The sequence below is a fragment of the Ramlibacter sp. genome (genome assembly GCF_041916345.1).
In the GTDB taxonomy this organism is placed as follows: domain Bacteria; phylum Pseudomonadota; class Gammaproteobacteria; order Burkholderiales; family Burkholderiaceae_C; genus Ramlibacter.
Genome location: NZ_JAYRZR010000027.1, coordinates 1 through 21,545, shown reverse-complemented (window position 1 = coordinate 21,545; position 21,545 = coordinate 1). Strand labels below are relative to the sequence as shown.

General features: G+C 68.0%; 21 protein-coding genes. 14 read left to right on the top strand and 7 right to left on the bottom strand.

Translation table 11 applies throughout. From position 1 onward, the window contains the following. Window positions 1-5 precede the first annotated feature (5 nt). The gene (locus ACE3T5_RS09485) at window positions 6-1,223 is read right to left on the bottom strand and encodes a Fic family protein (RefSeq protein WP_374666872.1); all 1,218 of its coding nucleotides are present in this window, start codon (window positions 1,221-1,223) and stop codon (window positions 6-8) included. A 134-nt stretch (window positions 1,224-1,357) separates the two neighbouring features. Between ACE3T5_RS09485 and ACE3T5_RS09480 the strand changes: the two genes are divergently transcribed. After that, window positions 1,358-1,609 (top strand): type II toxin-antitoxin system ParD family antitoxin, encoded by a 252-nt coding sequence (locus ACE3T5_RS09480; RefSeq protein WP_374666870.1) that lies wholly within the window; start codon window positions 1,358-1,360, stop codon window positions 1,607-1,609. Next, window positions 1,606-1,935, top strand: a complete 330-nt coding sequence (locus ACE3T5_RS09475) for a type II toxin-antitoxin system RelE/ParE family toxin (protein ID WP_374666867.1) — start codon at window positions 1,606-1,608, stop codon at window positions 1,933-1,935. The genes ACE3T5_RS09480 and ACE3T5_RS09475 overlap by 4 nt, the downstream gene beginning before the upstream one ends. 6 nt (window positions 1,936-1,941) lie before the next feature. Here ACE3T5_RS09475 and ACE3T5_RS09470 read toward each other — a convergent pair whose 3' ends face one another. Then, window positions 1,942-3,198, bottom strand: a complete 1,257-nt coding sequence (locus ACE3T5_RS09470; RefSeq protein ID WP_374666865.1) for a nucleotide pyrophosphohydrolase — start codon at window positions 3,196-3,198, stop codon at window positions 1,942-1,944. A gap of 96 nt (window positions 3,199-3,294) precedes the next feature. Between ACE3T5_RS09470 and ACE3T5_RS09465 the strand changes: the two genes are divergently transcribed. After that, on the top strand, window positions 3,295-5,103 hold the full coding sequence (locus ACE3T5_RS09465) for a DEAD/DEAH box helicase (protein WP_374666863.1): 1,809 nt from the start codon (window positions 3,295-3,297) through the stop codon (window positions 5,101-5,103). Window positions 5,104-5,145: 42 nt separating this feature from the next. Here the strand turns inward: ACE3T5_RS09465 and ACE3T5_RS09460 are convergent, their stop codons facing one another. From ACE3T5_RS09460 to ACE3T5_RS09445, 4 genes are read right to left on the bottom strand one after another with little or no spacing between them, the layout of a single operon-like run. Next, complete coding sequence (locus tag ACE3T5_RS09460) at window positions 5,146-6,294, bottom strand: DUF3883 domain-containing protein (protein ID WP_374666861.1); 1,149 nt, start codon at window positions 6,292-6,294, stop codon at window positions 5,146-5,148. 13 nt (window positions 6,295-6,307) lie between these two features. Continuing rightward, window positions 6,308-7,261: a phosphorothioated DNA-binding restriction endonuclease gene (locus tag ACE3T5_RS09455; RefSeq protein ID WP_374666859.1), complete on the bottom strand. Its 954-nt coding sequence runs from the start codon at window positions 7,259-7,261 to the stop codon at window positions 6,308-6,310. Beyond that, window positions 7,258-7,671 (bottom strand): HIT family protein, encoded by a 414-nt coding sequence (locus ACE3T5_RS09450; RefSeq protein ID WP_374666857.1) that lies wholly within the window; start codon window positions 7,669-7,671, stop codon window positions 7,258-7,260. The genes ACE3T5_RS09455 and ACE3T5_RS09450 overlap by 4 nt, the downstream gene beginning before the upstream one ends. 33 nt (window positions 7,672-7,704) lie before the next feature. Continuing rightward, complete coding sequence (locus ACE3T5_RS09445; protein ID WP_374666855.1) at window positions 7,705-8,595, bottom strand: helix-turn-helix domain-containing protein; 891 nt, start codon at window positions 8,593-8,595, stop codon at window positions 7,705-7,707. A gap of 177 nt (window positions 8,596-8,772) precedes the next feature. On the opposite strand from ACE3T5_RS09445, the gene ACE3T5_RS09440 reads away from it, so the two are divergent. Together ACE3T5_RS09440 and ACE3T5_RS09435 are read left to right on the top strand one after the other, a co-directional pair. Continuing rightward, window positions 8,773-9,924 carry a Fic family protein gene (locus ACE3T5_RS09440; RefSeq protein ID WP_374666853.1) on the top strand — a complete coding sequence of 384 codons (1,152 nt, stop codon included), beginning with the start codon at window positions 8,773-8,775 and terminating at the stop codon, window positions 9,922-9,924. Between the two features lie 59 nt (window positions 9,925-9,983). Further along, window positions 9,984-11,360 (top strand): cytochrome P450, encoded by a 1,377-nt coding sequence (locus ACE3T5_RS09435; RefSeq protein ID WP_374666851.1) that lies wholly within the window; start codon window positions 9,984-9,986, stop codon window positions 11,358-11,360. A gap of 69 nt (window positions 11,361-11,429) precedes the next feature. On the opposite strand, the gene gcvA is transcribed toward ACE3T5_RS09435, so the two are convergent. Continuing rightward, window positions 11,430-12,455, bottom strand: coding sequence for a transcriptional regulator GcvA (gene gcvA / locus ACE3T5_RS09430; RefSeq protein WP_374666850.1), 1,026 nt, complete (start codon window positions 12,453-12,455; stop codon window positions 11,430-11,432). A gap of 122 nt (window positions 12,456-12,577) precedes the next feature. On the opposite strand from gcvA, the gene ACE3T5_RS09425 reads away from it, so the two are divergent. The 9 genes from ACE3T5_RS09425 to gloA all read left to right on the top strand — a co-directional run bounded on the left by ACE3T5_RS09425 (window position 12,578) and on the right by gloA (window position 21,420). Further along, the gene (locus tag ACE3T5_RS09425; RefSeq protein WP_374666848.1) at window positions 12,578-13,060 is read left to right on the top strand and encodes a (2Fe-2S)-binding protein; all 483 of its coding nucleotides are present in this window, start codon (window positions 12,578-12,580) and stop codon (window positions 13,058-13,060) included. Continuing rightward, entirely contained in the window at window positions 13,057-16,425 is a 3,369-nt protein-coding gene (locus ACE3T5_RS09420) for a molybdopterin cofactor-binding domain-containing protein (RefSeq protein WP_374666846.1), read from the top strand. The genes ACE3T5_RS09425 and ACE3T5_RS09420 overlap by 4 nt, the downstream gene beginning before the upstream one ends. A 41-nt stretch (window positions 16,426-16,466) precedes the next feature. Further along, the gene (locus ACE3T5_RS09415; protein WP_374666844.1) at window positions 16,467-17,543 is read left to right on the top strand and encodes an ABC transporter substrate-binding protein; all 1,077 of its coding nucleotides are present in this window, start codon (window positions 16,467-16,469) and stop codon (window positions 17,541-17,543) included. Window positions 17,544-17,587: 44 nt separating this feature from the next. Continuing rightward, a complete protein-coding gene (locus tag ACE3T5_RS09410; RefSeq protein WP_374666842.1) occupies window positions 17,588-18,373 on the top strand; it encodes an ABC transporter ATP-binding protein in 786 nt (261 codons plus the stop codon). Continuing rightward, entirely contained in the window at window positions 18,370-19,164 is a 795-nt protein-coding gene (locus ACE3T5_RS09405) for an ABC transporter permease (RefSeq protein WP_374666840.1), read from the top strand. Before ACE3T5_RS09410 ends, ACE3T5_RS09405 begins: the two co-directional genes overlap by 4 nt. A gap of 10 nt (window positions 19,165-19,174) precedes the next feature. Next, window positions 19,175-19,486, top strand: a complete 312-nt coding sequence (locus ACE3T5_RS09400) for a 2Fe-2S iron-sulfur cluster-binding protein (RefSeq protein ID WP_374666838.1) — start codon at window positions 19,175-19,177, stop codon at window positions 19,484-19,486. A 25-nt stretch (window positions 19,487-19,511) separates the two neighbouring features. After that, on the top strand, window positions 19,512-20,531 hold the full coding sequence (locus ACE3T5_RS09395; RefSeq protein WP_374666836.1) for a Rieske 2Fe-2S domain-containing protein: 1,020 nt from the start codon (window positions 19,512-19,514) through the stop codon (window positions 20,529-20,531). Window positions 20,532-20,552: 21 nt separating this feature from the next. After that, window positions 20,553-20,936, top strand: coding sequence for a RidA family protein (locus ACE3T5_RS09390; protein WP_374666833.1), 384 nt, complete (start codon window positions 20,553-20,555; stop codon window positions 20,934-20,936). A gap of 76 nt (window positions 20,937-21,012) precedes the next feature. Then, the gene (gloA, locus tag ACE3T5_RS09385) at window positions 21,013-21,420 is read left to right on the top strand and encodes a lactoylglutathione lyase (protein WP_374666920.1); all 408 of its coding nucleotides are present in this window, start codon (window positions 21,013-21,015) and stop codon (window positions 21,418-21,420) included. The last annotated feature ends 125 nt before the right edge of the window (window positions 21,421-21,545 follow it).

Here is a 21,545-nt window from a genome sequence, read left to right as displayed (position 1 = left end):
CGTGGTCAGCCCGCCGCTTCCGCCTCCGGCCACAGCCGGGGAAAGTAGAAGCGCAGCGCATGCAGCGGCACGCCGAGCCGCAGCCTGCCGTAGGGCGAATCACTTTCCAGAAGGCCGCGCTTGAGCAGCGCCGAGACCTGCGCCGTGGCCAGCCGTTCGCCCAGGCTGAGCATGGCCTTGAAGTCCGCGCGGTCCAGCTCGGACTGCGTCGCAAAGAGGTAGTGCAGGGCGCGCAGCGCCTCCAGTCGCACGCCCTGCCCCACGACGCTCTGCTCATAGCTCAGGCAGGCGGCCATTCGCTCTTGCATGCCTTGCAGATCGAGCAGCCCGGCCATGAACTGCACCTGATCCAGGCACTGCGCCAGCACGTAGCCCACCCACTGCACGAGCCCCTGCTCCGACAGGTTGCCCCGCCCGTCCAGATCCCCCGCGCGCGGTGCATCGGCCTCGGCCAGGCGCGCGTAGTACGTCTCCTGCGTGCGCGCAAAGCCCCGCAGTGGTGACCACATGCCATTGGTCAGGCCCATTTGCCCCAGCAGCAGATGGGTGTGCAGGCGCGCCACGCGGCCGTTGCCATCGGCGAAGGGGTGAATCCAGGCCAGCCGGTGGTGTGCCGCCGCTGCGGCCAGCAACTGCATCTCCCCACGGCGCACGCCCGCATAGAAGCCACCCCACCGCGCGAGGAAATCCGGCAAGCTGCGTGCGGCCGGCGCGCCATGCCGGCCTACGCTGACTTCGCGCGTGCGCCACGCACCTGGCTCCAGCACCGAGGCGCCATCGGAAAGCACACGGTCCGCCGCAGGCAGACGCGCGAACAGGTTCTGATGGATGTCGCGCACCATCTGCGCAGACCAGCAATCCTGCGTGGTCCAGCTGGCCCAGCGTGCCTCCAGGCTCTGCTCGGTGGCCATGTGCGCCACGGCCAGCCGCTGACGCCGTGCCTTGTCTGCGTCAAGCGAATAGTCGTTGCGAAGCGCCTGCTCCAGCTCCAGCGGCAGCGTGTGCTGACCTTCGATCTTGTTGGAGTAGTAGGAATTCATCGCCCGCAGCAAGCGGCGCAACCCGGCCAGCGCGCCAGGCCGGCACTGCCCTGCCAGGCGCTCCGCCGCGCGGATCAGGTCGGCCGCCTGTTCCAGCAGCGGGCCCGCCCGCTGCTCCCCAGGGAGAAGGGGCTCCATCTGCGCGGGGTGGTCGAACAGCGGGAAAGGTTGCGACTTTTCCATTTATCGCAAGTCTATGTCGCAAAACGAGTTTTCCCAAGTCTTGCGAGAAATCTTGCGAGATGGCTTGCCACCTGGCGGGCGATCCTTCCACAGTCCGTCTTGTCAAATTTTGCCAAAGCCGCTAGGCTGAAAGCATGGGTACCATGAACATTTCCATGCCGGACTCCATGAAGACCTTCGTGGATGAACAGGTCAGCCAGCGCGGGTATGGCACCAGCAGCGAATACGTGCGGGACCTGATCCGCAAGGACCAGGACCGCACCGCATTGCGTCAACTGCTGCTCGCAGGCGCGGCCAGCCCGCCCGGCGCAACCGCAGACGCCGCGCATTTCCAGCGCTTGAGGCAGCGCGTGGCTCTCCGCAGCGGCGGGCGTTCTGCCCGTTGACGGTCAAGCCCGTCATCCCGCGCGGGCTGGCCCATCACGATGTCGATGACGCCATTGACTACTACCTCGCGGACTCAGCACCACAAGCGGCAGAGGGCTTTATCGATGAAGTGGAGCAAGCCTTCGCACGCATCGGCCGGCAGTCCGGCGTCGGCTCGCCAAGGTACGGGCATGAACTCGAAATCCCCGGGCTGCGAGCGTGGCCGCTGAAAAGGTATCCCTACCTTGTCTTCTACATGGAGCGGCCTGACTACATCGATGTGTGGCGCATCCTGCATACCCGCCGCGACATTCCGGCCTGGCTAGGCCCGCCAGAAGCGGAATGACTCCCCCTACCGCCCCACCCCATCTCCCCCAAACCGCACATCGCCTCGCCCATCCACGTGGACATGCCCGTCCGCCACTAGGCGGGCCACCACCGCGGCCACCTTGCCGGCGGGCGCCTTGCCGCCATCCAGCAGCGAACGCACCATGCCCAGCAAGCGCGCCTGACGCGTGGGTGGCTGCTTCTGCTTGCGGATGGCGGCGAGCACGTGCGCGTAGTCCTTCTCCGTGAACGCCGCGTCGCCATCCGCGGCGGGTGCGGGCGGGGGCAGCACGGGCGCCTTCACGGTCTTGGCGGCGGTCGGCGCCTTGGCGGCCTTCCTGGCGGGCGCGGGCTGCTTCGCCGGCGCGGCCTTCTTCGCGGCGACCTTTGCAGCGGCGGCCTTTGGCGCTGCAGGCGATGATGCCGCGGCCGCCTTCTTGGCGGCGGCCTTGGCCGCCGGCTTGGACACAACGGCAGCCGCTGTCTTCTTGGCCGGCGCCACCTTCTTCGCCGCGGCCTTCTTCGCGGGTGCGGGCGCGGGCGCAGCGGCAGGGGCGCCCGTGGCCTTGACGGCCCGCTTGCGCGCCGGTGCACGCACCACGCCGACCAGGCTGGCGCGAAAGCCCAGCTCCTCCGCATGCTCCAGCATCGGCCGGTAGCCCTGGTCATTGGACAGCACCACGATGCGCGCCTCGGGGTGGCGCGAGATGATGTAGCCCATGTAGAACGACAGGTGGAAGTCCAGCGCGTTCTTGCCCGGCCGGGTGATCGGCACCAGCGTGCGCCGGTCGCCAAAGCCCGCGTGCTGGCCCTGCACCTTCTGCGTCTGGCCATGGAACAGCCACAGGTGCGTGGCATCCGGCACCAGCGCGCGCAGGGTCTCGGCATCGGGCTGCACGTTCTCCCAGTCGATGAGCACGTGCACGTCATCCTCCAGCCGCGCCACGGGCCCGGCCGGCAGCCCCGGCTTCACCGGCGGATGCTTCTGCGCGTTCTTCATCAGCTTGCGCCCCACGGCGCGCTTCAGGTCGATGCGGCAGTGGTCAGCCAGCTGCAGCAGGTACAGCAGCACATCGGCCACCTCCTCGCCAATGCGCTCCTGCTCCACCTTGTCAGAGGCGGCCTCCACCGATTGATCCGGCGTCATCCACTGAAAGATCTCGGCCAGCTCCGCTGCCTCCACCATCAGCGCGGTGGCCAGGTTCTTGGGCGTGTGGAAGCGCTCCCAGTCACGCTCGGCGGCGAACTGGCGCAGGGTTGTCTGCAGGGATGAGAGGTCCATGGGGGCTCCTGCTGAGCAGGATACCTGACGTCACCCCTTGCAGCACCGCCAGGCCGAGGCGATGATCTGCACGAAGAAGTCAGTGGAGGGTGGAGATTGGCTGTACTCATTCCCGCGTTCGGTTACTGCAAGTTCGACTCAACCGGCGAGAGGCGACTGGCCGAAAGGCTGGAGCAAAAGCTGGACGACGACTATCTGCTCTGGCACAACGTGCCGGTTGGGCCCAAACAGACGCACCCCGACTTTGTCATCATCCATCCCCGCAGAGGCGCGCTGATTCTGGAGACGAAAGACTGGCGGCTGGACACGATCACCAAGGCCACCAAGCAGTACTTCGAGATTGCGCCGGACGGCACGCCCAAGACCGTCATCAACCCCATCGCTCAGGCGAGGCACTGCGCGATTCAGGTCGTCAATGCCCTGGAGCGCGACAAGCAGCTTATCCACAGTTCAGGGCCGCACCAGGGCAAGCTGATCTTCCCGTGGGGGCACGGCGTGGTGTTCACCCGCATCACGCGCAAGCAGTTTGATGCCGCTGGCCTGGGCGAGGCGATCGAGCCGCACCTGGTGATCTGCCAGGACGAAATGCTGGAAGACACGGACGCCGAGGCTTTTCAGGAGCGACTGTGGGCCATGTTCCCGTTTGCCTTCGGCCGTGTGCTGTCCATGCCGCAGCTCGACCGGGTGCGCTGGATCATGTATCCCCAAGTCCGTGTGGCCACGCAGGAGAGCCTGTTTGGTGAAGCGAGCGGCAGCGCGGAGACGGAACTGCCCGACATCATGCGTGTGATGGATCTGACGCAGGAGCAGCTGGCGCGCAGCCTGGGCGAAGGGCATCGGGTCATCCACGGCGTGGCCGGCTCGGGCAAGACCATGATCCTGGGCTACCGGGCCGAGCAGCTTGCGCAGGCAGCCGTCACCAAGCCCGTGCTCGTGCTTTGCTACAACGAGCCGCTGGCGGTGAAGCTGGAGGCCACGATGAACGCCAAGGGCCTGACGGACCGTGTTCATGTACGCAACTTCCATCGATGGTGCAGGCAACAGCTGGTGGCCTTTGGGCAGAAGGTGCCTGGGCAGGGCCCGAAGATGTTTGACCAGATGGTGGACAACGTCATCCAGGGCGTGGAGCGCAAGCAGATCCCTTCAGGTCAGTACACCGCCGTGATGATCGACGAGGGCCACGACTTCAAGCCGGAGTGGCTGAAGCTCGTGGTGCAGATGGTGGACCCGACCACGAACAGCCTGCTGGTGCTCTACGACAGTGCGCAGAGCATTTATGAGAAGAGCCGCAAGCGCTCGTTCAGCTTCAAGAGCCTTGGCATCCAGGCGCAGGGGCGTACAACCATCCTCAAGATCAACTACCGCAACACGCGGCAGATACTGGAGTTGGCCGCCAAGGTCGCGGGCGAGCTGCTGCATCCCGACGCGACCGACGACGATGGTGCCCCGCTCCTCCAGCCCGTCAGCTGCGGCCGCGAAGGGCAGCCGCCGATCGTGGTGCGGCTACCCACCATCAAGGACGAACTGCGAACGATCCGGGAGCTGCTGACCAACGCTCACGCCGAAGGCCATGCTTGGGGCGACATGGCCGTTCTGTGCCGGCGCCATGAAATGATGGATGAGTGCGCAAAAGAGCTCGCGCAGGCCCGAGTGCCCCATCACCTGCGCCGGCGTTCGGGTAACTTTCATCCCCTCGCCGATACCGTGAAGATCATGACCATGCACGCGAGCAAAGGGCTGGAGTTCCCGGTGGTCGCCTTGCCGGGCGTGGGACACATGCCAGAGGCCGGGGAGGATCCGGAGGAGGAGGCGCGATTGTTCTATGTGGCGGCGACGCGGGCGACGCACAGGCTCATCGTGACCGTGAGCGGGGAAGCCGCGTTCTCATCTGCAATCGCTGGGTAGCCCTTCCCGGATGCGTCATCTGTGGACCTACGCCAAATGCCCTTAGAACAAGCTGGCGCGATAGGTTGTCGGATCCAATCGGCAATGCTGTTCGATGGGGCCCTGCAGCTCAAAGAACCGGGGCGACTTGCGGAAATCGTAGATGCGGCAGAGCGTGAATCGGCTCACCTCCTGCCGAGCGAACCGAGCTTCCGTGGCTGACACATAGAAGGGCGTGAGCTCACCGAACGCGGTCGTCTTCACTTCAAGGAACCGCTCGTCTCCGCGATAGTCGAAAGACAGGATGTCGTAGCCAGCCCCATCACCATCTTCCTGCGAGACATGACGGACCTTGTCGGCAAGTTGGCCAAGGCCAGCCTCTGACAATCGCCATTGTTCGAACTGGAGGATGAACAGTTCGCCAGCGTTTCCAAGCGATGAGTTTCGCGCCTCGCGTTCCAAGTAGTCGCGTTTGACAGGCCTGAACGCAGCCGCCGCGGGCTCTCGCGCTTTCACTTCGCGCCGAGCTGGCGGGGACACCATGACCTTGTCGAATCGAATCCCTTCCAGCGGAACGGCTCGGGTTTCGATGAACGCCGTGGACAACGCATCGAGGTTCTTCGCCTTGGCAAGCTGATGCTCGACAACCTCTGTTATCAACTTCTGTCGATTCGGGGCAGGCAGGTAACCGCGAAGTGTTGGATAGCCCAGCTCGAGCATCACTGAGCTGATGTTTCGGTGCTTGAACTCTATCGAGGGTTCTGTTCGGTTTCTCAGCAGCGGCAGGAGCGCGCGGCGATGGGCGGACTTGCGATAGGCCTGGCCTGCGAGTTCAAGCGCCAGCATGTTCAGGTAGTCAGCAACGATCAGCTCCACCTCCGCGCGCGACCAGGCGGCTTGGTCCGCCGGTCTCGCGGCCTCTTCCGCCTCTGCAGCGGAGGCCACGTTGAAACCCAGCTCCCTCAGCAGTCGGACGACGCGCGCTTCGCCGCCCGAGAAGTCGCGAGGTCCGAGCGGACCACGGTCAGGGAAGCGGTAGCCATAGGCGGCACCCACAATGGCCTTGGAGTCTGCCCAGGACCCCGTCAGCGGGTCTTGCACGAAGTAGTCTCGCGCCGGACCAAAGCGGTACTTGTGCAGGAACCCTTGCTGGCCAAGAGCGAAGAATTCCGCCAAGGCAGCCTCAACTGCATCGCGAGTGATGTAGTTCAAGCCCGCTGCCATCTCAACCCCCCACCCGCCGCGCCGGCGTCTTGAACACGTTCTTAAAGTTCCACCCCAGGTACTGCGGCGCCGGAAGCATGTCCCGCTGCTGCGGCGGCAGGATGGGCCGGCCATGGTGGCGGAGTTCACCGTCACGCCCGCGTTGGCTGCCGATCGCCTGCTGGCTGAACACCACACGAAACTCGGAAGGCTCGACGGTGAATGCGCCGAGGTCGAACAGCTTGTGGTGCAGCGAACACAGGGAGAGCCCATTAGGCTCGACGTCCGGGCCGCCCACGTTGTGCCATTGAATGTGCGCGGCCTCCAGACCCGCGCTCACCTGCCCGATGCGCAGATCGAAGCCGCAGACGCAGCATCGGTACTCGTAGGCGCGCAGCACACGTTCACGAAAGCCGGGGTCCCGGTGCCGGTGTTCGGACTGCACGTACGCCGGCGCTGTTCGCTCGCCCGCCATGATGATGGTGGATCTATCGAGGGAAAGGCCGACCGCCGCTGCGATGTCGGCATGCAAGGTTTCCGGAAACGCGGCGTCCATGACTTGGGCTGCGACGGCTTCCAGCAGGCCCGGCTGCTCGCGAAGCGCCTTGTCCACTGCAATGGGGAAGCCGCCCCGCACGTGGTTCAGGCGCAGCTCGCCCAGGTTGGGCGCTGTCGCTGCCGGCCGCGCCAGCAGTTCGCGCGGCCCGCTCAGCTTCCAGATGGCGCCTTGACCATCCGACCGAAGGTGCCAGAACGGAAGGTGACGGGTGTTCGCTGATCCGCTGCGGCCAAACTCCACCAGCAGGCGCTTGAGAGGACCTTCGATGTCGTTGAAATCCACGAGCCGCGGTTCACCCCGCTGCACGCGCGCCAGCGCCAGCAGGATCAGAAGCGGCTTGTGCGGCGCATAGACGCCCGCGTTCTGCGCCCGTCGGATGTTGTCGAATGCAGCGAGGATCTCGGCCGCGGTCTTCATGAGCGCGCTGGCGCAGCCTGCGCCGACCAGTAGTCCGCCCACTCGGGAAAGATCCACCGCACGCCACCGCGGGGGTCCGGCTGGTCGCCCAGGTACCTAGGGATCAAATGCACGTGCAAGTGGGGAACGGTCTGCCCCGCGGCCGGACCATCATTGATGCCGATGTTGTAGCTGGCGGGCTTCAGCGCCATATCGAGTTCCCGGCGCGCCTGGTCGACCAGATCGAGCAATCCATCGCGCTCGCGCGCCTCCAGCGCGAAGAAGCTGCCGACGTGCCGACGCGGCATTACCAAGGTGTGGCCCGGCGACACGGGAAAGGCATCCCGGATCACAAGCGCCACATCGTTCCCCATAATGATCCGGGATGTCGGTAGCGTGCAGAACGGGCAGCTGGCGTCAGGCGCGGCCATGGCGCGAAGATTAACGCAGCTGGGCCCGCCCCCTCACCCCCACACCCGATAAATCCAGAACCCCTCCTCCTCCGCAATCCGCCGCCTCAACTCCCCCGGCGCAAACCCCGTCACCCGCCGCGTCTCGCGGCACAGGTGCGATTGATCGGCATAGCCGGTGTCGGCGGCCACTTCGGCCCACGGCACCGGGCCATCGCCCGCGGCCAGAGCGCGAAAGAAGGCCTGCTCGGCGCGGCCCATGCCGCGCAGCTCGCGCAGGGGCAGGCCGGCCCAGCCCTTGATGCGGCGCTCGGCCGCGCGCAGGCTGCGGCCCACGCCCGATGCGGCGGCGCGCAGGGCCAGGCCCTGGGCCCAGTCTTGCAGGTGCGGGCGGCCGGTGCCGCCGCCGCCGGGGCGCAGGGCTTGCCAGCGTGGCTCCAGAAAGGCTTCGATCAGGCCCACGCGCGTGGCGTCGTCTGGCGCTTCGCGTACGGCGCGGGCCATGGCCATCCACGCGTCGTCCAGCACGTCTTCGGCCGGCACGCAGCGGTTCACGTACTGCGAGGGGTCCAGGCCGGTCAGGGCCTGCACCGCGTCGGGCAGCAGCATCAGCATCAGGCCCTGGCCCTCGGGCGTGTTGCGCGATCGCGTGGGTTGTGTGAAGGGCCCGCTGAAGTAGATGGGCGGCAGGCGCTGCGGCGGCCGTCCGTCCGCGTGCAGCAGATCGGTGTGGCCGTGGATGAACCAGCTCAGCCCGCACAGGGGCGATGCGGGAAAGTGGTTCTCGCACCAGGCCGGTGGCCAGTCGCGCCCCACGCCCAGGGTGCTGCGCGTCACCACCGCGCGGATGCATTGGCTGAGCGAGATGCGGGGCAGCCACAGCTGCGCCGGCGCGCGGTTCAGCGCGGCCAGCGCGGGCTGCGGCGGCGTGGCAAGGTGGGCCATGGGGCGAGTGTAGGCAGGTGCGGGCGGCTGGTGGGCAGAGGCCCTGGGGTGTCGACATCGTTCAAGACGGGCGCGTGCGCACAGGCCACCTGTTCCTCAAGCTGGCCTTCAATCGCTTCCCACAAACTAAAGAGCCCTTTAATATGTGCGAAGGTTACTCAAGTCTTCTTTCATGTGATGCGTCGCACGGGCAACTACGTCACCACGACCACGCTGGGCGAGTCCGTGCGCGCCTTCGTGCCGCACGCGCTGCCGCCCACGAATCCGCCGCTGTCACGGGAGGCCCACGCCGAAGCCAACCGCCGGGCGGAGATGGCCCTTGCGCGTCTCGCGGGCATGGCCGGCCTGGTTCCTTCGGTGGACTGGCTGTTGTACAGCGCCATCCGCAAGGAGGCCCTGCTCACTTCACAGATCGAAGGAACCCAGGCGACCTTGACGGACCTTTTCGATAACGAGGCAGGCCAGATACTGGCCAATGCTTCCGACGTGGAGGAGGTCACCAACTACCTGCGCGCCTTCCGCCTCGTGCGAGACAACTTGCGCAACCCGGCAGGCCTGCCCCTCTCGGTGTGGCTGCTGTCGCAGGCCCACCGGCTGCTCCTGGACGGCGCGCGAGGGGCCGGCAAGCAGCCGGGTGAACTGCGCCGATCACAGAACTGGATTGGTGGCACCCGACCAGGCCGCGCTGTCTTCGTGCCGCCACCGCCAGACCAGGTGCCGCCCCTGCTGGCCGATCTGGAGCGGTTCATCCATGAGCCTGCTCCCCATCTGCCGCCCTTGGTGCGCGTGGCCCTCGTCCACGTTCAGTTCGAGACGATCCATCCCTTCCTGGATGGCAACGGCCGTATCGGCCGGCTGCTGATAGCGGCGCTGCTGGAGCAATGGGGGCTGCTGCCCGAGCCCCTGGTCTACCTGAGCGGCTATCTCAAGCAACACCAGGCGGAGTACTACCAGCGGCTTTCGGCCGTGCGGACCGAGGGAGACTGGGAAGGCTGGGTCGCGTTCTTTCTCGAAGGGGTGGAGACAGCGGCCATCGACGCTGAGCGTGGCATCGTCGGAATGGCGAGCCTGATCAACGCCGACCGAAGGCGTGTGCTGGCCGCCCCGCGAGTCGGCGCAGTGGCCCTGCGTCTGTTCGAGCTGCTGCCGCTCATGCCCCGCTTCACCATCGATCAGGTCAGGCAGAAGCTGGATACCACGTTCCCCACGGCTGCAGCTGCGGTGAAGCTGCTGCAAGACGCGGGGCTGCTGACCGAACTGACCGGACAGAAGAAGAATCGGCTCTTCAGCTATGCCGCCTATGTAGCGCTGCTCGCGGGCGGCACCTGAGGCCGGCATCGTCGACATCGTTCTATCCCGCCACCGCCCGCGCGCGTAGGCTGCCGCCCATGAACACCACCACCTTGCCGTCCACGCAGCGGGCCGGCCCGCCCTGCCCCTGGAGGGGCCTGCCGCTGCTGCGCGCCATGTACCGAGACTACCTGGGCTTCACCAGCGGGCTGCAGCGTGACCACGGTGACGTGGTGGCGATGCGCATCGGCCCCGAGCGCAGCCTGGATCTGTTCCACCCCGACGACGTGCGCACGGCGCTGGTGGACCATGCGGATCACCTGGTGCGGTGGGAGCGCGGCGTCTCGGTGTTATCGCAGGCCTTCGGCCAGGGCCTGCTGGTGGCCGAGGGCGATGCGTGGCGGCGCCAGCGGCGCATGCTGGCGCCCGGCTTCCAGCCGCGGCGGGTGCAGGGCTATGCCGCGTTGATGGTGGACGCCGCGCGTGAAGCGCTCGATGGCGCTCTGCCGCCTGGCACTCGCCAGGCCGTGCTGCCGATGGAGGACCTGTTCAACGCGCTCACCATGGACGTGATCATGCGCACGCTGTTCTCCAGCCGCGCGCCGGCCGTGGCGCGGGCGGCGGCCCAGGCCACGCAGGTGCTGTCGCAAGAGGCCCTGCAGGAGATGTTCTGGCCCTTCAGCCTGCCTGACTGGCTGCCGCTGCCGCACAAGGCGGCCAAGCGCCGCGCGCTGGGGGTGCTCAACGGCCTGGTGGATGGCGAGATTGCCGCGCGCCGCGCGCTGCCGGTCGAGCAAGCACCCTCAGACGACTTGCTGGCCATGCTGCTCGCCGTGCGCGACGAAGACGGCAGCGCCCTCAACGCAGCCGAGGTGCACGACCAGTGCATGGTGATGTTCCAGGCCGGGCATGAGACGACGGCCACCGCGTTGCTGTGGTGGGCCTGGCTGATGGCGGGCCACCCCGAGGCCGCGGCGCGCGCGCAGCAGGAGGTGGATGCGGTGCTACAGGGCCGCGACCCCGCCGCCGCCGACGCCCAGGCGCTGCCCTGGCTGGGTGCCACGCTGAAGGAGGCGATGCGCCTCTATCCGCCGGTGGCCGCGATCATGACGCGCCGGGTGCGGCGGCCCTTCGAGCTGCGCGGGCAGGTGGTGCCGGCCGGCACGCTGCTGCGCATCACGCCCTGGGTGATCCAGCGGGATGCGCGGTGGTTCGCGCAACCGGCGGCCTTCGTGCCGGAGCGCTTTCTCGGCGACACCTCGTCGCAGCCGCGCAGCGCCTGGATGCCCTTCGGCGTGGGCCCGCGCGTGTGCATCGGCCAGCACTTCGCGTTGCTGGAGATGACGCTCGTGGCCGCGATGCTGCTGCAGCGGTTCACGCTGCATCGGGTGCCGGGCGAGGCGGATCCCGTGCCGCGCATGCATGTCACGCTGCGGCCGGCGGGGGTGTTGCGGTTGGGGGTGGGGAGGCGGTAGGAGGAAACGCTAAGTGGCTGGCTGTTCGTAGGCTGGGGTGGAGCGTCAGCGCAACCCCAGCGTTCCCCTTCACCCCAGCCGCAACCCCTCGCCCGCCTTCGCCTCTCTACGCGCCGTCTCCAGCAGCCATTCCCGAAACACCGACACCCGTTCCAGCTTCGCCTTCTCGCTCGTGCTGACCACGTAGTACGAAGACAGGATGGGCTTCACCCAGCCGGGGAAGGGGGCTACCAGGCGGCCGGCCTGCAGGTGGTCATGCACCAGCATGCTGCGGCCCAGCACCATGCCGCCGCCGGCCATGGCGGCGCGCAGGATCAGCAGGGGATCCGAGAACTTGGGTCCAGCGGCCACGTCGCGGGCGTCCATGCCCACTTCCTCCAGCCACAGCTCCCAGGACATCCAGGGCTCGTGCACCATGCGCACGGTGGAGTTCAGCAGCGTGAAGGAGGCCAGGTCGCGCGGCTCGTAGTCGCCCACCTGGCGCTTCAGCAGCGTGGGGCTGCACACGGGCGTGACGGTCTCGGTGGAAAGCAGGTCCGCGCGCAGGTCTTCGCCAAAGCCGCCCCGGCCGAAGCGGATGGCCACGTCCACGCCGTCGCCGGAGAGATCGGCCATGCGGTAGTCCGTCTGGATCAGTACGTCCACATCCGGCCAGCGGGCGCGAAAGTCCACCAGCCGCGGCATCAGCCATTCCTGCGTGAACGAGGGCAGTGCGCTCACCTGCAGCACCTGCGCCGCTGCCTGCGCCGGCCGCGGAAGCAGCGTCATGGCGGTCTCGAAGTGCTCGAAGCCGGCGGAGATGGCGGGAAAGATCGCGTGGCCCTGCGGCGTGAGGGCCAGGCCGTTGGGCAGGCGCTCGAACAGCAGGCAACCCAGGTGCTCTTCCAGCAGCTTGATCTGGTGGCTGACGGCCGTCTGGGTGACAAAGAGTTCCTGCGCCGCGCGCGCGAAGCTGCCCAGGCGCGCGGCGGACTCGAAGGCCTTCAGCGCCTTCAGCGGTGGCAGGCGCTTGCGGCGAGTGCCGCGCGGGCTGGCGCCCGCCGGTGCCGGCGCGGCGGGTGGGGCAGCCCAAGATTTTTGATTGTCGAGACCCATTATTTGTCAGCCCGCGAAGCCTTCACGCACTGGGGGTGCGCACTTATCCTAAGCCAGAACCGCCGAGCAAGGTCATTGCACCCATGCGGGGGTCGGGTTGCCTGGCGAAGAAGGAGCTTTCGATGACTGGGGTCGCGCGTGAGCTGACGCTGACTGTCAATGGCGCCGCCTGCCGTGTGCAGGCGCGCGGCAGCGACAGCCTGGCGCAGCTCCTGCGGGACCAGCTTCAGCTCACCGGCACCAAGATCGGCTGCAACGCGGGCGAGTGCGGGGCCTGCACGGTGCTGATGGAAGGGCGCGCCGTCTGCGCCTGCCTGGTGCCCGCGCTGCGGGCCGAGGGCGCGCAGGTGCACACCATCGAGTCGCAGTCGGCCGAAGGCGCCCCGCTCTCCGCCATCCAGCAGGCGCTGGTGGCGCACGGCGCCTTCCAGTGCGGCTTCTGCACGCCGGGGGTGGTGATGTCGCTGGCGGCCCTGTTCGCCGAGACCCCTTCGCCCACCGAGCATCAGATCCGCGTGGCGCTGCAGGGCAACGTGTGCCGCTGCAGCGGCTACGTTCGCCTGATCGAGGCCGCCAATGCGCTGGCGCGGGGTGCCGCCACATGAACATGCGCCACATCGGCACGGCGCCGGCTCCGCAGAAGGAGGCGCTGGCCAAGGTCACGGGCCGTGCGATCTACACGCACGACTTCACCCTGCCCGGCATGCTGTGGGGCGTGATGCTGCGCAGCCCGCATCCGCACGCGCGGATCCTGGCCATCGACACCTCACGCGCCGCCGCCATGCCGGGCGTGGGGGCGGTGCTCACCGGCGCGCAGGCCGATGTGCGCTACCTCCACATGAGCCCGCGCTACGCGGATCGCTACCCGTTCGCGCGCGATGTCGTCCGCTTCGTGGGGGAGGAGGTGGCGGCCGTCGCGGCGGACACGCAGGAGCAGGCCCAGGCCGCCGCCGCCGCCATCGAGGTGACGTACGAGCTGCTGGAGCCGGTGTACGACGTGCATGCGGCACTGGCCCCGGGTGCCCCGGTCATCCACCAGCGCGAGGGCCTGCCGCCCAACGTGGCACAGCACACCCACGCCATCTGGGGCGACGCCGAGGCCGCCTTCGCGCAGGCCGCGCACACGGTGCAGGGCACCTACTCGCATGGCATCGTGGCGCCCGTGTGCATGGAGACCAATGCCGTGGTGGCGCGCTGGTCGCCCGACACGCAGCGCATGGAGGTGTGGGCCGGCACGCAGTCCCCCTTCTTCGTGCGCAAGGAGCTGGCACACATCCTGGGGCTGGACCGCAGCCAGGTGCGCGTGCACGCCATCGAGATCGGTGGTGGCTTCGGCGGCAAGTCGCAGGCGCCCGAGCCGATCGGCATTGCGGCGCTGCTGTCGCGCGCCGCGCAGGCGCCGGTGAAGATCGTGCTGTCGCGCCGTGAGGAGTTCATCAGCGGCAAGACGGACCACGGCAAGACCATGACGCTGGCCACGGCGGTGGACGCCCAGGGTCGCATCCTCGCGCGGCGCAACCACTACCTGGTGGACAACGGCGCCTTCTCGCACATGGGGCCGGCCTATGTGTCGGCCGTGCGGCAGCGCACCGCCAACCTGTATCGGGTGGGCGCGGTCGACTTCGATGGCAAGCTGGTCTACACCAACAAGGTCTCGGGCGGCTCCTACCGCGGCATGGGCGCGCCGCATGCCATCTGGGCGCTGGAGACGCAGGTCGACGAACTGGCCGAGAAGCTGGGCAAGGACCCGATCGCGTACCGGATCGAGATTGCCAACCAGCCGGGGGATGTCACGCCGCAAGGCTTCGAGATCTCCACCTGCGGCCTGGCCGAATGCCTGCAGGAGGTGGAGCGCCGCATCGGCTGGCAGGAGAAGCGCCGCCACCCCAAGCCGTGGCGCGGCGTGGGCGTGGCCGCCATGATCAACCCCAGCGTGGGCATCCTCTACACCGAGGGCAACTTCGCGAACGTGAGCCTGGAGCTGCGGGCCGATGGGCGCTTCCTGCTGGCCACGCAGAACGCCGACTGCGGCACCTGGCAGAACACCACGCTGGCGCAGTTCGTGTCGCAGGCGCTGGACCTGAGCGTGCACGCCATCGACGTGCTGCACATGGATACCGACGACGCGCCGGATGACCTGGGCAGCGCCGCATCGCGCGTGACCTTCATGGCCGGTGCCGCCGCGCTGGACGCCGCGGACCACCTCATGAGCCGCGTGCGTGAGGTGCTGCAGGTGCGCCGCGGCATCGCCCCCAAGGACGTTCGCTTCGTCGACGATGGCGTGCGGGTGAGCGAGGCCGAGCACCTGACCTGGGCCGAGGTTGCCGCGCTCACCGGCCCGTTCAAGGTGAACGGCCACCACAAGCTCGACCAGCCCTACCCCGACCCCAAGACAGGCTACGGCAACTACTCGGCCACCTATGCCTTCGGCGCCCAGGGAGTGGAGGTGGAGGTGGACCCCGAGACGGGCCATGTGCGCGTGCTCAAGGTGGTGGCGGTGCAGGACGTGGGCCGCGTCATCAACCAGGCCTCGCTCGACGGGCAGATGCATGGCGGCATCGTGCAGGGCATCGGCATGGCGCTGACGGAAGACCTGGTGTTTGACCATGGCCGGCCGGTCAACACGTCCCTGATCAACTACCGCGTGCCGCGCATCTTCGAGACCACGGAGATCGAGACCGCGTATGTGGAGACGCTGGATCCGCGCGGTCCGCTGGGCGCCAAGTCCAGCGGCGAGGTGTCCATCAACCCCACCGTGGCCGCCATCGCCAACGCGGTCGCCCACGCCACCGGCATCCGCTTCCGCACGCTGCCGATCACGCCGCACAAGATGCTGGCGGCGCTGCGTCGCAAGGAGGCGCGCGCGACCGAGCTCAAGCCCTGGCTGCGCCCCTACAACCTGGAGGTGGCCACCGCGCGCAGCCTGTACCCGCGCGGCCTGTTCCCCGCCATGAAGAAGCTGGGCGAGACGTTCGCCCGGCCGCGTCCGCGGGTCACCACGTGGGACTATGCGCGGGCCGATGACGTGGCGCAGGCGCTGCAGCTGCTGCGCGCGCCGGGCCGGCGCGTGAAGCTGATGGCGGGCGGCACCGACGTGCAGCCTGGCATCCGCCAGGGCGTGTATGCGCCCGAACTGGTGATCGACATCTCGCGCACGGCGGGCCTGGGTGGCATCACCTTGGGGGATCATGCGGTGCGCATCGGCGCGGGCGTCACGCTGACGGAGCTGACGCAGCACGAGAATTTGCGCGCCCTGCTGCCCGCCCTGTGCGAGGCGGCAGACCTCATCGCCACCCGGCAGATCCGCAACGTGGCCACAGTGGCGGGCGACCTCTCGCAAGAGAAGCGCTGCTGGTTCTTCCGCAGCGGCCTGCCCTGCTACAAGAACGGCGGCGTGTCCTGCCCCTGCTACGCGGTGATGGGCGACAACCGGCACCATGCCATCCTGGGCGCGGGCCGTTGCGCGGCGCCCTGCGTGGCCGATCTCGCGCCAGCGCTGACCGCGCTGGACGCGACTGTCATCGTGCAGGGCCCCGCCGGCGAGCGGCGCATCCGCATGGCGGACTTCTACCGCTGGTCCGGTGAGACGAACGTGGGCCCGCAGGAAATCATCGTGGCCGTCGAAGTGCCTCGCACGGCCGACGTGACACAGGCCTTCGAGAAATACGCGCAGTGGCGCGGCGACTTTGCCGAGGCCTCGGCCGCCGTGCACCTGCACTGGCAGGGCGATGCGCTGCGCGGCGTGCGCATCTCGCTGGGTGGCGTGTCGCCCCTGCCCATGCGCGCCGCGCACGCCGAGCGCGCCCTGCTCGTCACCGCCCGCGACCTCACCGACGACCACATCGCCGTCGCCGCCCGAAAGGTGGTGTACGGCGCGCTGCCGCTGCGCGACAACGCCGCCAAGGTGGACATGGTCATTGCCGTCACCGCCCGTGCCTTGCGCCGCGCCCGCGACGCCCGCCACGCCTGAAATCAACCGCCCTCGCCCCAACCCACCACAGGAGTCTTGCCATGCTTCGACGTTCCATTGCCCGCATTGCCGCCGTGGCGCTGCTGTCCTCGCTGGCGGTCCCCGCCCTGGCCAAGGACAAGTTCATCTACGGCGTGCCCTCGGCCATCAGCTCCGCCGTGGCGAACTTCCTCTTCGCCAAGGAGCTGGGCTACTTCGAGGAGGAGAAGATCGATCTGGAGCTGGTGCCGCTCGCCGGCTCCAGCGTGATCATCCCGCAGCTGCTGTCGGGCCAGATCCATGCCTCCGGCGCCAGCATGGAGCCGCTGGTCATCGCGCGCCAGCCGGGCAAGCAGAACTTCCCGCTCAAGTTCGTCTACAACTACCTGCGCAACTCGGTGTGGGAGTTCGCGGTACCGGCCGACAGCCAGGTGAAGTCCATCGCCGACCTCAAGGGCAAGACCATCGGCGTGGTCTCGCTCGGCTCCGGCAACGTGTACACCACGCGCGCCATCCTCGCGGCATCGGGCGTGGATCCGAAAAGCGTGACGCTGCAGCCGGTGGGCTTTGGCGGCCAGGCCTTCCAGGCGCTCAAGACCAACCAGATCCAGGCGCTGAACCTGTGGGACAGCGCGCACGCCTCGCTGGAGGTGAGTGGCACGCCCATCCGCCGGCTCGATGTGCCCAAGGAGTTCCAGGGCATGTCCAGCCACGGCTTCGAGGTGACGGACAAGCTGCTGAAGGAGAACCCGCAGCTCATTGCCCGCTTCGGGCGCGCCGTGTCCAAGGGCTCTGTCGCCTGTGACGCCAACCCCACGGGCTGCCTGCAGGCCTTCTGGAAGCACTACCCCGACCAGAAGCCCAAGGTGGGCACCGAGGCCGAGATCCTGCGCAAGGAGCTGGTCGTGATGAAGTCCCGCCTGGACAACATCACCTACTTCCGCGCCGGCGAGCCGCGCCAGTGGGGCGCCTATTCCGATCGTGACTGGAAGCTGCTGATCGCGGCGCTCAAGGAAGGCGGCGAGGTGACGAACGAGAACGTGCCGATGAACTCGCTCTACACCAACGAGCTGGTGGCCGAATACAACAAGTTCGATCCGCAGATCGTGGCCCGCCAGGCCCGCGCCTGGAAGCCGTGAGGCCGGACCTGCCACAGCCCCTGCCCTCAGCCAACGGAACCGCCATGAGCGTGCCGCGCCTCGCCATCGACAACCTCACGGTCACCTACGCGTCCGCGCGCGGGCCGCTGACCGCGCTGCGTGACCTGAACTTCGAGGTGGGCGACGGCGAGTTCGTGGCGGTGCTCGGCCCCTCGGGCTGCGGCAAATCCACGCTGCTGAACATCGCCTCGGGCTTGCTCGCGCCTTCCAAGGGCCGCGTGGCCATCCGTGGCGAGGCCGTGACCGCGCCGCGGCGCGACGTGGGCATCGTCTTCCAGCAGCCCACGCTGCTGCCCTGGAAGACGGTGCTGCAGAACGTGCTGGTGCCGATGCAGGCCATGGGCCAGCCGCTGGCCGCGCATGAGGCGCGCGCCCGCGAGCTGATCCGGCTGGTGCGGCTGGAAGGCTTCGAGAACCACTATCCGTATGAGCTGTCGGGCGGCATGCAGCAGCGCGTGGGCATCGCCCGCGGCTTCATGCATGACCCGCAGTTGCTGCTGATGGACGAGCCCTTCGCCGCGCTGGACGCCATGACGCGCGAGCACATGACGGACGAACTGCAGGCCATGTGGATGCAGAGCGGCAAGTCGGTGCTGTTCATCACCCACTCGATCCCCGAGGCGGTGTACCTGGCGGACCGCGTGGTGGTGCTCTCCGCGCGCCCCGGCACCGTGGTGGATGTGATCGACGTGCCCATCGAGCGGCCGCGCCGGATCGAGACCCTGGGCTCGCCCGAGTTCAACGCCATCTGCAACCGCCTGCGCGCGTTCTTCCGCGCACCGCCCGCGGGCGAGGAGAAGAAGCCATGAAGGACCGCATCCTTTCCATCGTGCTGCCGCTGGCGGCGGTGGCCGTGCTGCTGGTGGTGTGGGACCGCGCCGTGGTGTGGCTGCAGGTGCCCACCTACCTGCTGCCGCGCCCGCTGGACGTGGGCACGGCGCTGTGGGCCGGCTACGTGACGGACCGCACCTACTGGAAGCACCTGGGCACGACGATGTACGAGGTGGTGGTGGGCTACGGCATCGGCTGCACGGTGGCTCTGGTGGCCGGGGCCGTGGTGGCCGAGTGGCGCTGGATCGAGCGCACGCTGATGCCCATCGTGGTGGCCATCCAGTCCATCCCCAAGGTGGCGCTGGCGCCGCTGCTGATCGTGTGGTTCGGCTTCGGCGTGAGTTCCAAGATGGTGCTGGTGGGGTTGATCTGCTTCTTCCCCGTGTTCATCAACAGCTTCTACGGCTTCCGCTCCGCCAACCCCGATCTGCTGAAGCTGTACCGCGCCTTCGGCTCCTCGCGGCTGCAGGTGTTCCGCCAGGTCAAGCTGCCCTCGGCCGCGGGCTCCATCTTCGCCGGCCTTCAGATCGGCGTGGTGCTGGCGCTGATTGGCGCGGTGGTGGGTGAGTTCGTCTCGTCCAAGCAGGGCCTGGGCTACCTGATCCAGTCGTCCACGCTGGCCTTCGACGTGGCCACCATGTTCGCGGCCGTGGTGTCGCTGTCGGTCATCGGCATCACGGCCAGCAGCCTGGTGCGCTGGGTGCAGGCGCGCGTGGTGTTCTGGGAGCGGCGCGACGCGGCCGGCGCCACCTTGTCGGAGGCGGGTTGAGATGGCGGACGTGAACGCACCCGCGCAGACGGTGACGTGCGAAGCGGATGGCTTCGAGTTCGAGGCGCCCGTGGGCGGCTCGCTGATGCAGGCGCTCAAGGCCACCGGCTTCGACATCGAAGCCTCTTGCGAGGGCTCGCTCGCCTGCGGCACCTGCCACGTGCACGTGCGCGACGACTGGGCCGCGCGCCTGCCGCCCCCGGCGGAGGATGAGCGCCTGATGCTGGCCAGCCTGCCGGATGCGACGCCTTGCTCGCGCCTCGCGTGCCAGATCCGCGTGACGCCGCAGCTCGCGGGGCTGTGCCTGCAGATTCCCCATTGATTCGCCGGAACGAGGAAGACCCATCATGGAAGAACAGAGCATCCGCATGCCCACCAACGGCACGGCCGCGCGCACGCCGCGGCCCAAGCCGCACTACCTGCGAATGCCGGCCGAAGGCGAAGGCGGCGTGTTCACGCAATCGTGGTTCCCGGTGGCGCTGGCGAGTGAAGTGGTGCCCGGGCAGATCCTCGGCGTGAACTTCCTGGATGGCAAGATCGTGGTGTTCCGCGCGCCCGATGGCACGGTGCGCGCCATGAGTGCCTATTGCCCGCACGTGGGCGCCGACCTGTCGGTGGGCAAGATCGTCGACGGCCGCGTGCAGTGCGCCTTTCACCACTGGGAGTACGACGCCGACGGCTTCTGCGTGAAGACGGGCATCGGCGACCCGCCGCCGAAATCGGCCTGCCTGTTCCTCTTCCCCGTGCGCGAGCGCTTCGGGATCATCTGGGTCTTCAACGGCGAGGAGCCGCTGTTCGAGCTGCCCACGCTGCCCTATGCGGATGACGAGCTGGTGATGCAGGCCTACCGCTTCGGCCAGACGCTGCACTGCGACCCCTGGGTGTTCGCGGCCAACACGCCCGACATGCAGCACCTGAAGGTGGTGCACAAGATCAAGTTCGCGATGGAGGAGCCGCATGACCAGGTGCAGTGGCACGACTGGGGCTTCGATTTCGAGTACCGCGGCCTGCACCAGGGCGACGTGCCGGTGGACAACCACTCGGGCATCCGCGGCACCAGCATCTTCTACCGCTGGGGCCTGTACGACGGCTTCTGGCGCTGCAACGTCACCGGCTTCGGCCTGCCGCGGCCGGGCGAGCACACCGTGTACAGCTGCAGCATCGTGGTGAAGGGCCCCAAGTCCGCCGAGCAGCTGGAGAACGTGCTCGCCATCAGCCGCCGCACCGTGGGCGAGGATAAGGACATCCTGGACACCATCCACTACCGCCAGGGCCTGCTGACCAAGGCAGACAAGTCGCTCGGCCGCTTCCTGAACTACCTGCGCAAGTTCCCGCGGGCCCACCCGTCGGCCGGCTTCATCAACTGAATTCACACCAAGGAGAACACCATGACCAGCACCCGCATCAACCCGGCCGCCATGGGCGGCGAGCCCGCGGCCTATTCGAACGGCATCCTGAGCGAGGCGCAGCGCACGCTGTACGTGGCGGGGCAGATCGGCATCGACGCCCAGGGCGTGGCCAGCCCGGACTTCGAGGCGCAGGTGCGGCAGACCTGGGCCAACATCGCGCTGATCCTGGGCGAGGCGGGCATGACGCTGCAGGACATCGTGAAGACCACCATCTATCTGGTGGACCGCGGTGACTACGCCACCTTCGCGAAGGTGCGTGCCGAGATCCTCAACGGCCACAAGCCGGCGTCGACGCTGGTGTACGTGTCGGGCCTGGTCAAGCCCGAGTGGAAGGTCGAGATCGACGTGATCGCCGCCCGCTGAACCACATCGCGGCCAACCGCAACGGGGGAACGCCATGGACTACGAGATCGGCACCCAGGCCAGCGCGGAGCCGCGCATGGACCTCGCGGAACGCCCCACCCGCATCCTGCACACCATGATGCGGGTGATGGACCTGCAGCGCTCGCTGGACTTCTACATCGGCGCGCTGGGCATGCAGCTGCTGCGCCGGCAAGACTACCCCACGGGCCGCTTCACCCTGGCCTTCCTCGGCTACGGCGGGGAAGACACCTCGACGGTGCTGGAGCTCACGCACAACTGGGACCAGACCGAGCCCTATGTGCAAGGCACCGCCTGGGGCCACATCGCCATCGCTGTGGGCGACATCTATGCCGTGTGCTCGGAGCTGGCCGAAGCCGGCGTGAACATCACCCGCCCGCCGGGGCCGATGAAGCACAGCGCCACCGTGATCGCGTTTGTCGAGGATCCGGATGGGTACAAGATCGAGTTGATCCAGCGCACCTAGGCGGGAATGCTGGGGTTGCGCTGCGCTCCACCCCAGCCTGCGAAACGCCAGCCGCGTGACTTCGGTGCCCCCTAGGCTGGGGTGGAGCGCCAGCGCCACCCCCGCGATGCCTCGTCGCACAACGT

Coding starts and splice junctions, on each gene's coding strand:
- ACE3T5_RS09470 (WP_374666865.1), bottom strand. CDS start 3,198: ATGGACCTCTCATCCCTGCAGACAACCCTGCGCCAGTTCGCCGCCGAG.
- ACE3T5_RS09435 (WP_374666851.1), top strand. CDS start 9,984: ATGAACACCACCACCTTGCCGTCCACGCAGCGGGCCGGCCCGCCCTGC.
- ACE3T5_RS09425 (WP_374666848.1), top strand. CDS start 12,578: ATGACTGGGGTCGCGCGTGAGCTGACGCTGACTGTCAATGGCGCCGCC.
- ACE3T5_RS09415 (WP_374666844.1), top strand. CDS start 16,467: ATGCTTCGACGTTCCATTGCCCGCATTGCCGCCGTGGCGCTGCTGTCC.
- ACE3T5_RS09455 (WP_374666859.1), bottom strand. CDS start 7,261: ATGAAGACCGCGGCCGAGATCCTCGCTGCATTCGACAACATCCGACGG.
- ACE3T5_RS09485 (WP_374666872.1), bottom strand. CDS start 1,223: ATGGAAAAGTCGCAACCTTTCCCGCTGTTCGACCACCCCGCGCAGATG.
- ACE3T5_RS09450 (WP_374666857.1), bottom strand. CDS start 7,671: ATGGCCGCGCCTGACGCCAGCTGCCCGTTCTGCACGCTACCGACATCC.
- ACE3T5_RS09480 (WP_374666870.1), top strand. CDS start 1,358: ATGGGTACCATGAACATTTCCATGCCGGACTCCATGAAGACCTTCGTG.
- ACE3T5_RS09420 (WP_374666846.1), top strand. CDS start 13,057: ATGAACATGCGCCACATCGGCACGGCGCCGGCTCCGCAGAAGGAGGCG.
- gcvA (WP_374666850.1), bottom strand. CDS start 12,455: ATGGGTCTCGACAATCAAAAATCTTGGGCTGCCCCACCCGCCGCGCCG.
- ACE3T5_RS09440 (WP_374666853.1), top strand. CDS start 8,773: ATGCGTCGCACGGGCAACTACGTCACCACGACCACGCTGGGCGAGTCC.
- ACE3T5_RS09410 (WP_374666842.1), top strand. CDS start 17,588: ATGAGCGTGCCGCGCCTCGCCATCGACAACCTCACGGTCACCTACGCG.
- ACE3T5_RS09405 (WP_374666840.1), top strand. CDS start 18,370: ATGAAGGACCGCATCCTTTCCATCGTGCTGCCGCTGGCGGCGGTGGCC.
- gloA (WP_374666920.1), top strand. CDS start 21,013: ATGGACCTCGCGGAACGCCCCACCCGCATCCTGCACACCATGATGCGG.
- ACE3T5_RS09390 (WP_374666833.1), top strand. CDS start 20,553: ATGACCAGCACCCGCATCAACCCGGCCGCCATGGGCGGCGAGCCCGCG.
- ACE3T5_RS09395 (WP_374666836.1), top strand. CDS start 19,512: ATGGAAGAACAGAGCATCCGCATGCCCACCAACGGCACGGCCGCGCGC.
- ACE3T5_RS09445 (WP_374666855.1), bottom strand. CDS start 8,595: ATGGCCCACCTTGCCACGCCGCCGCAGCCCGCGCTGGCCGCGCTGAAC.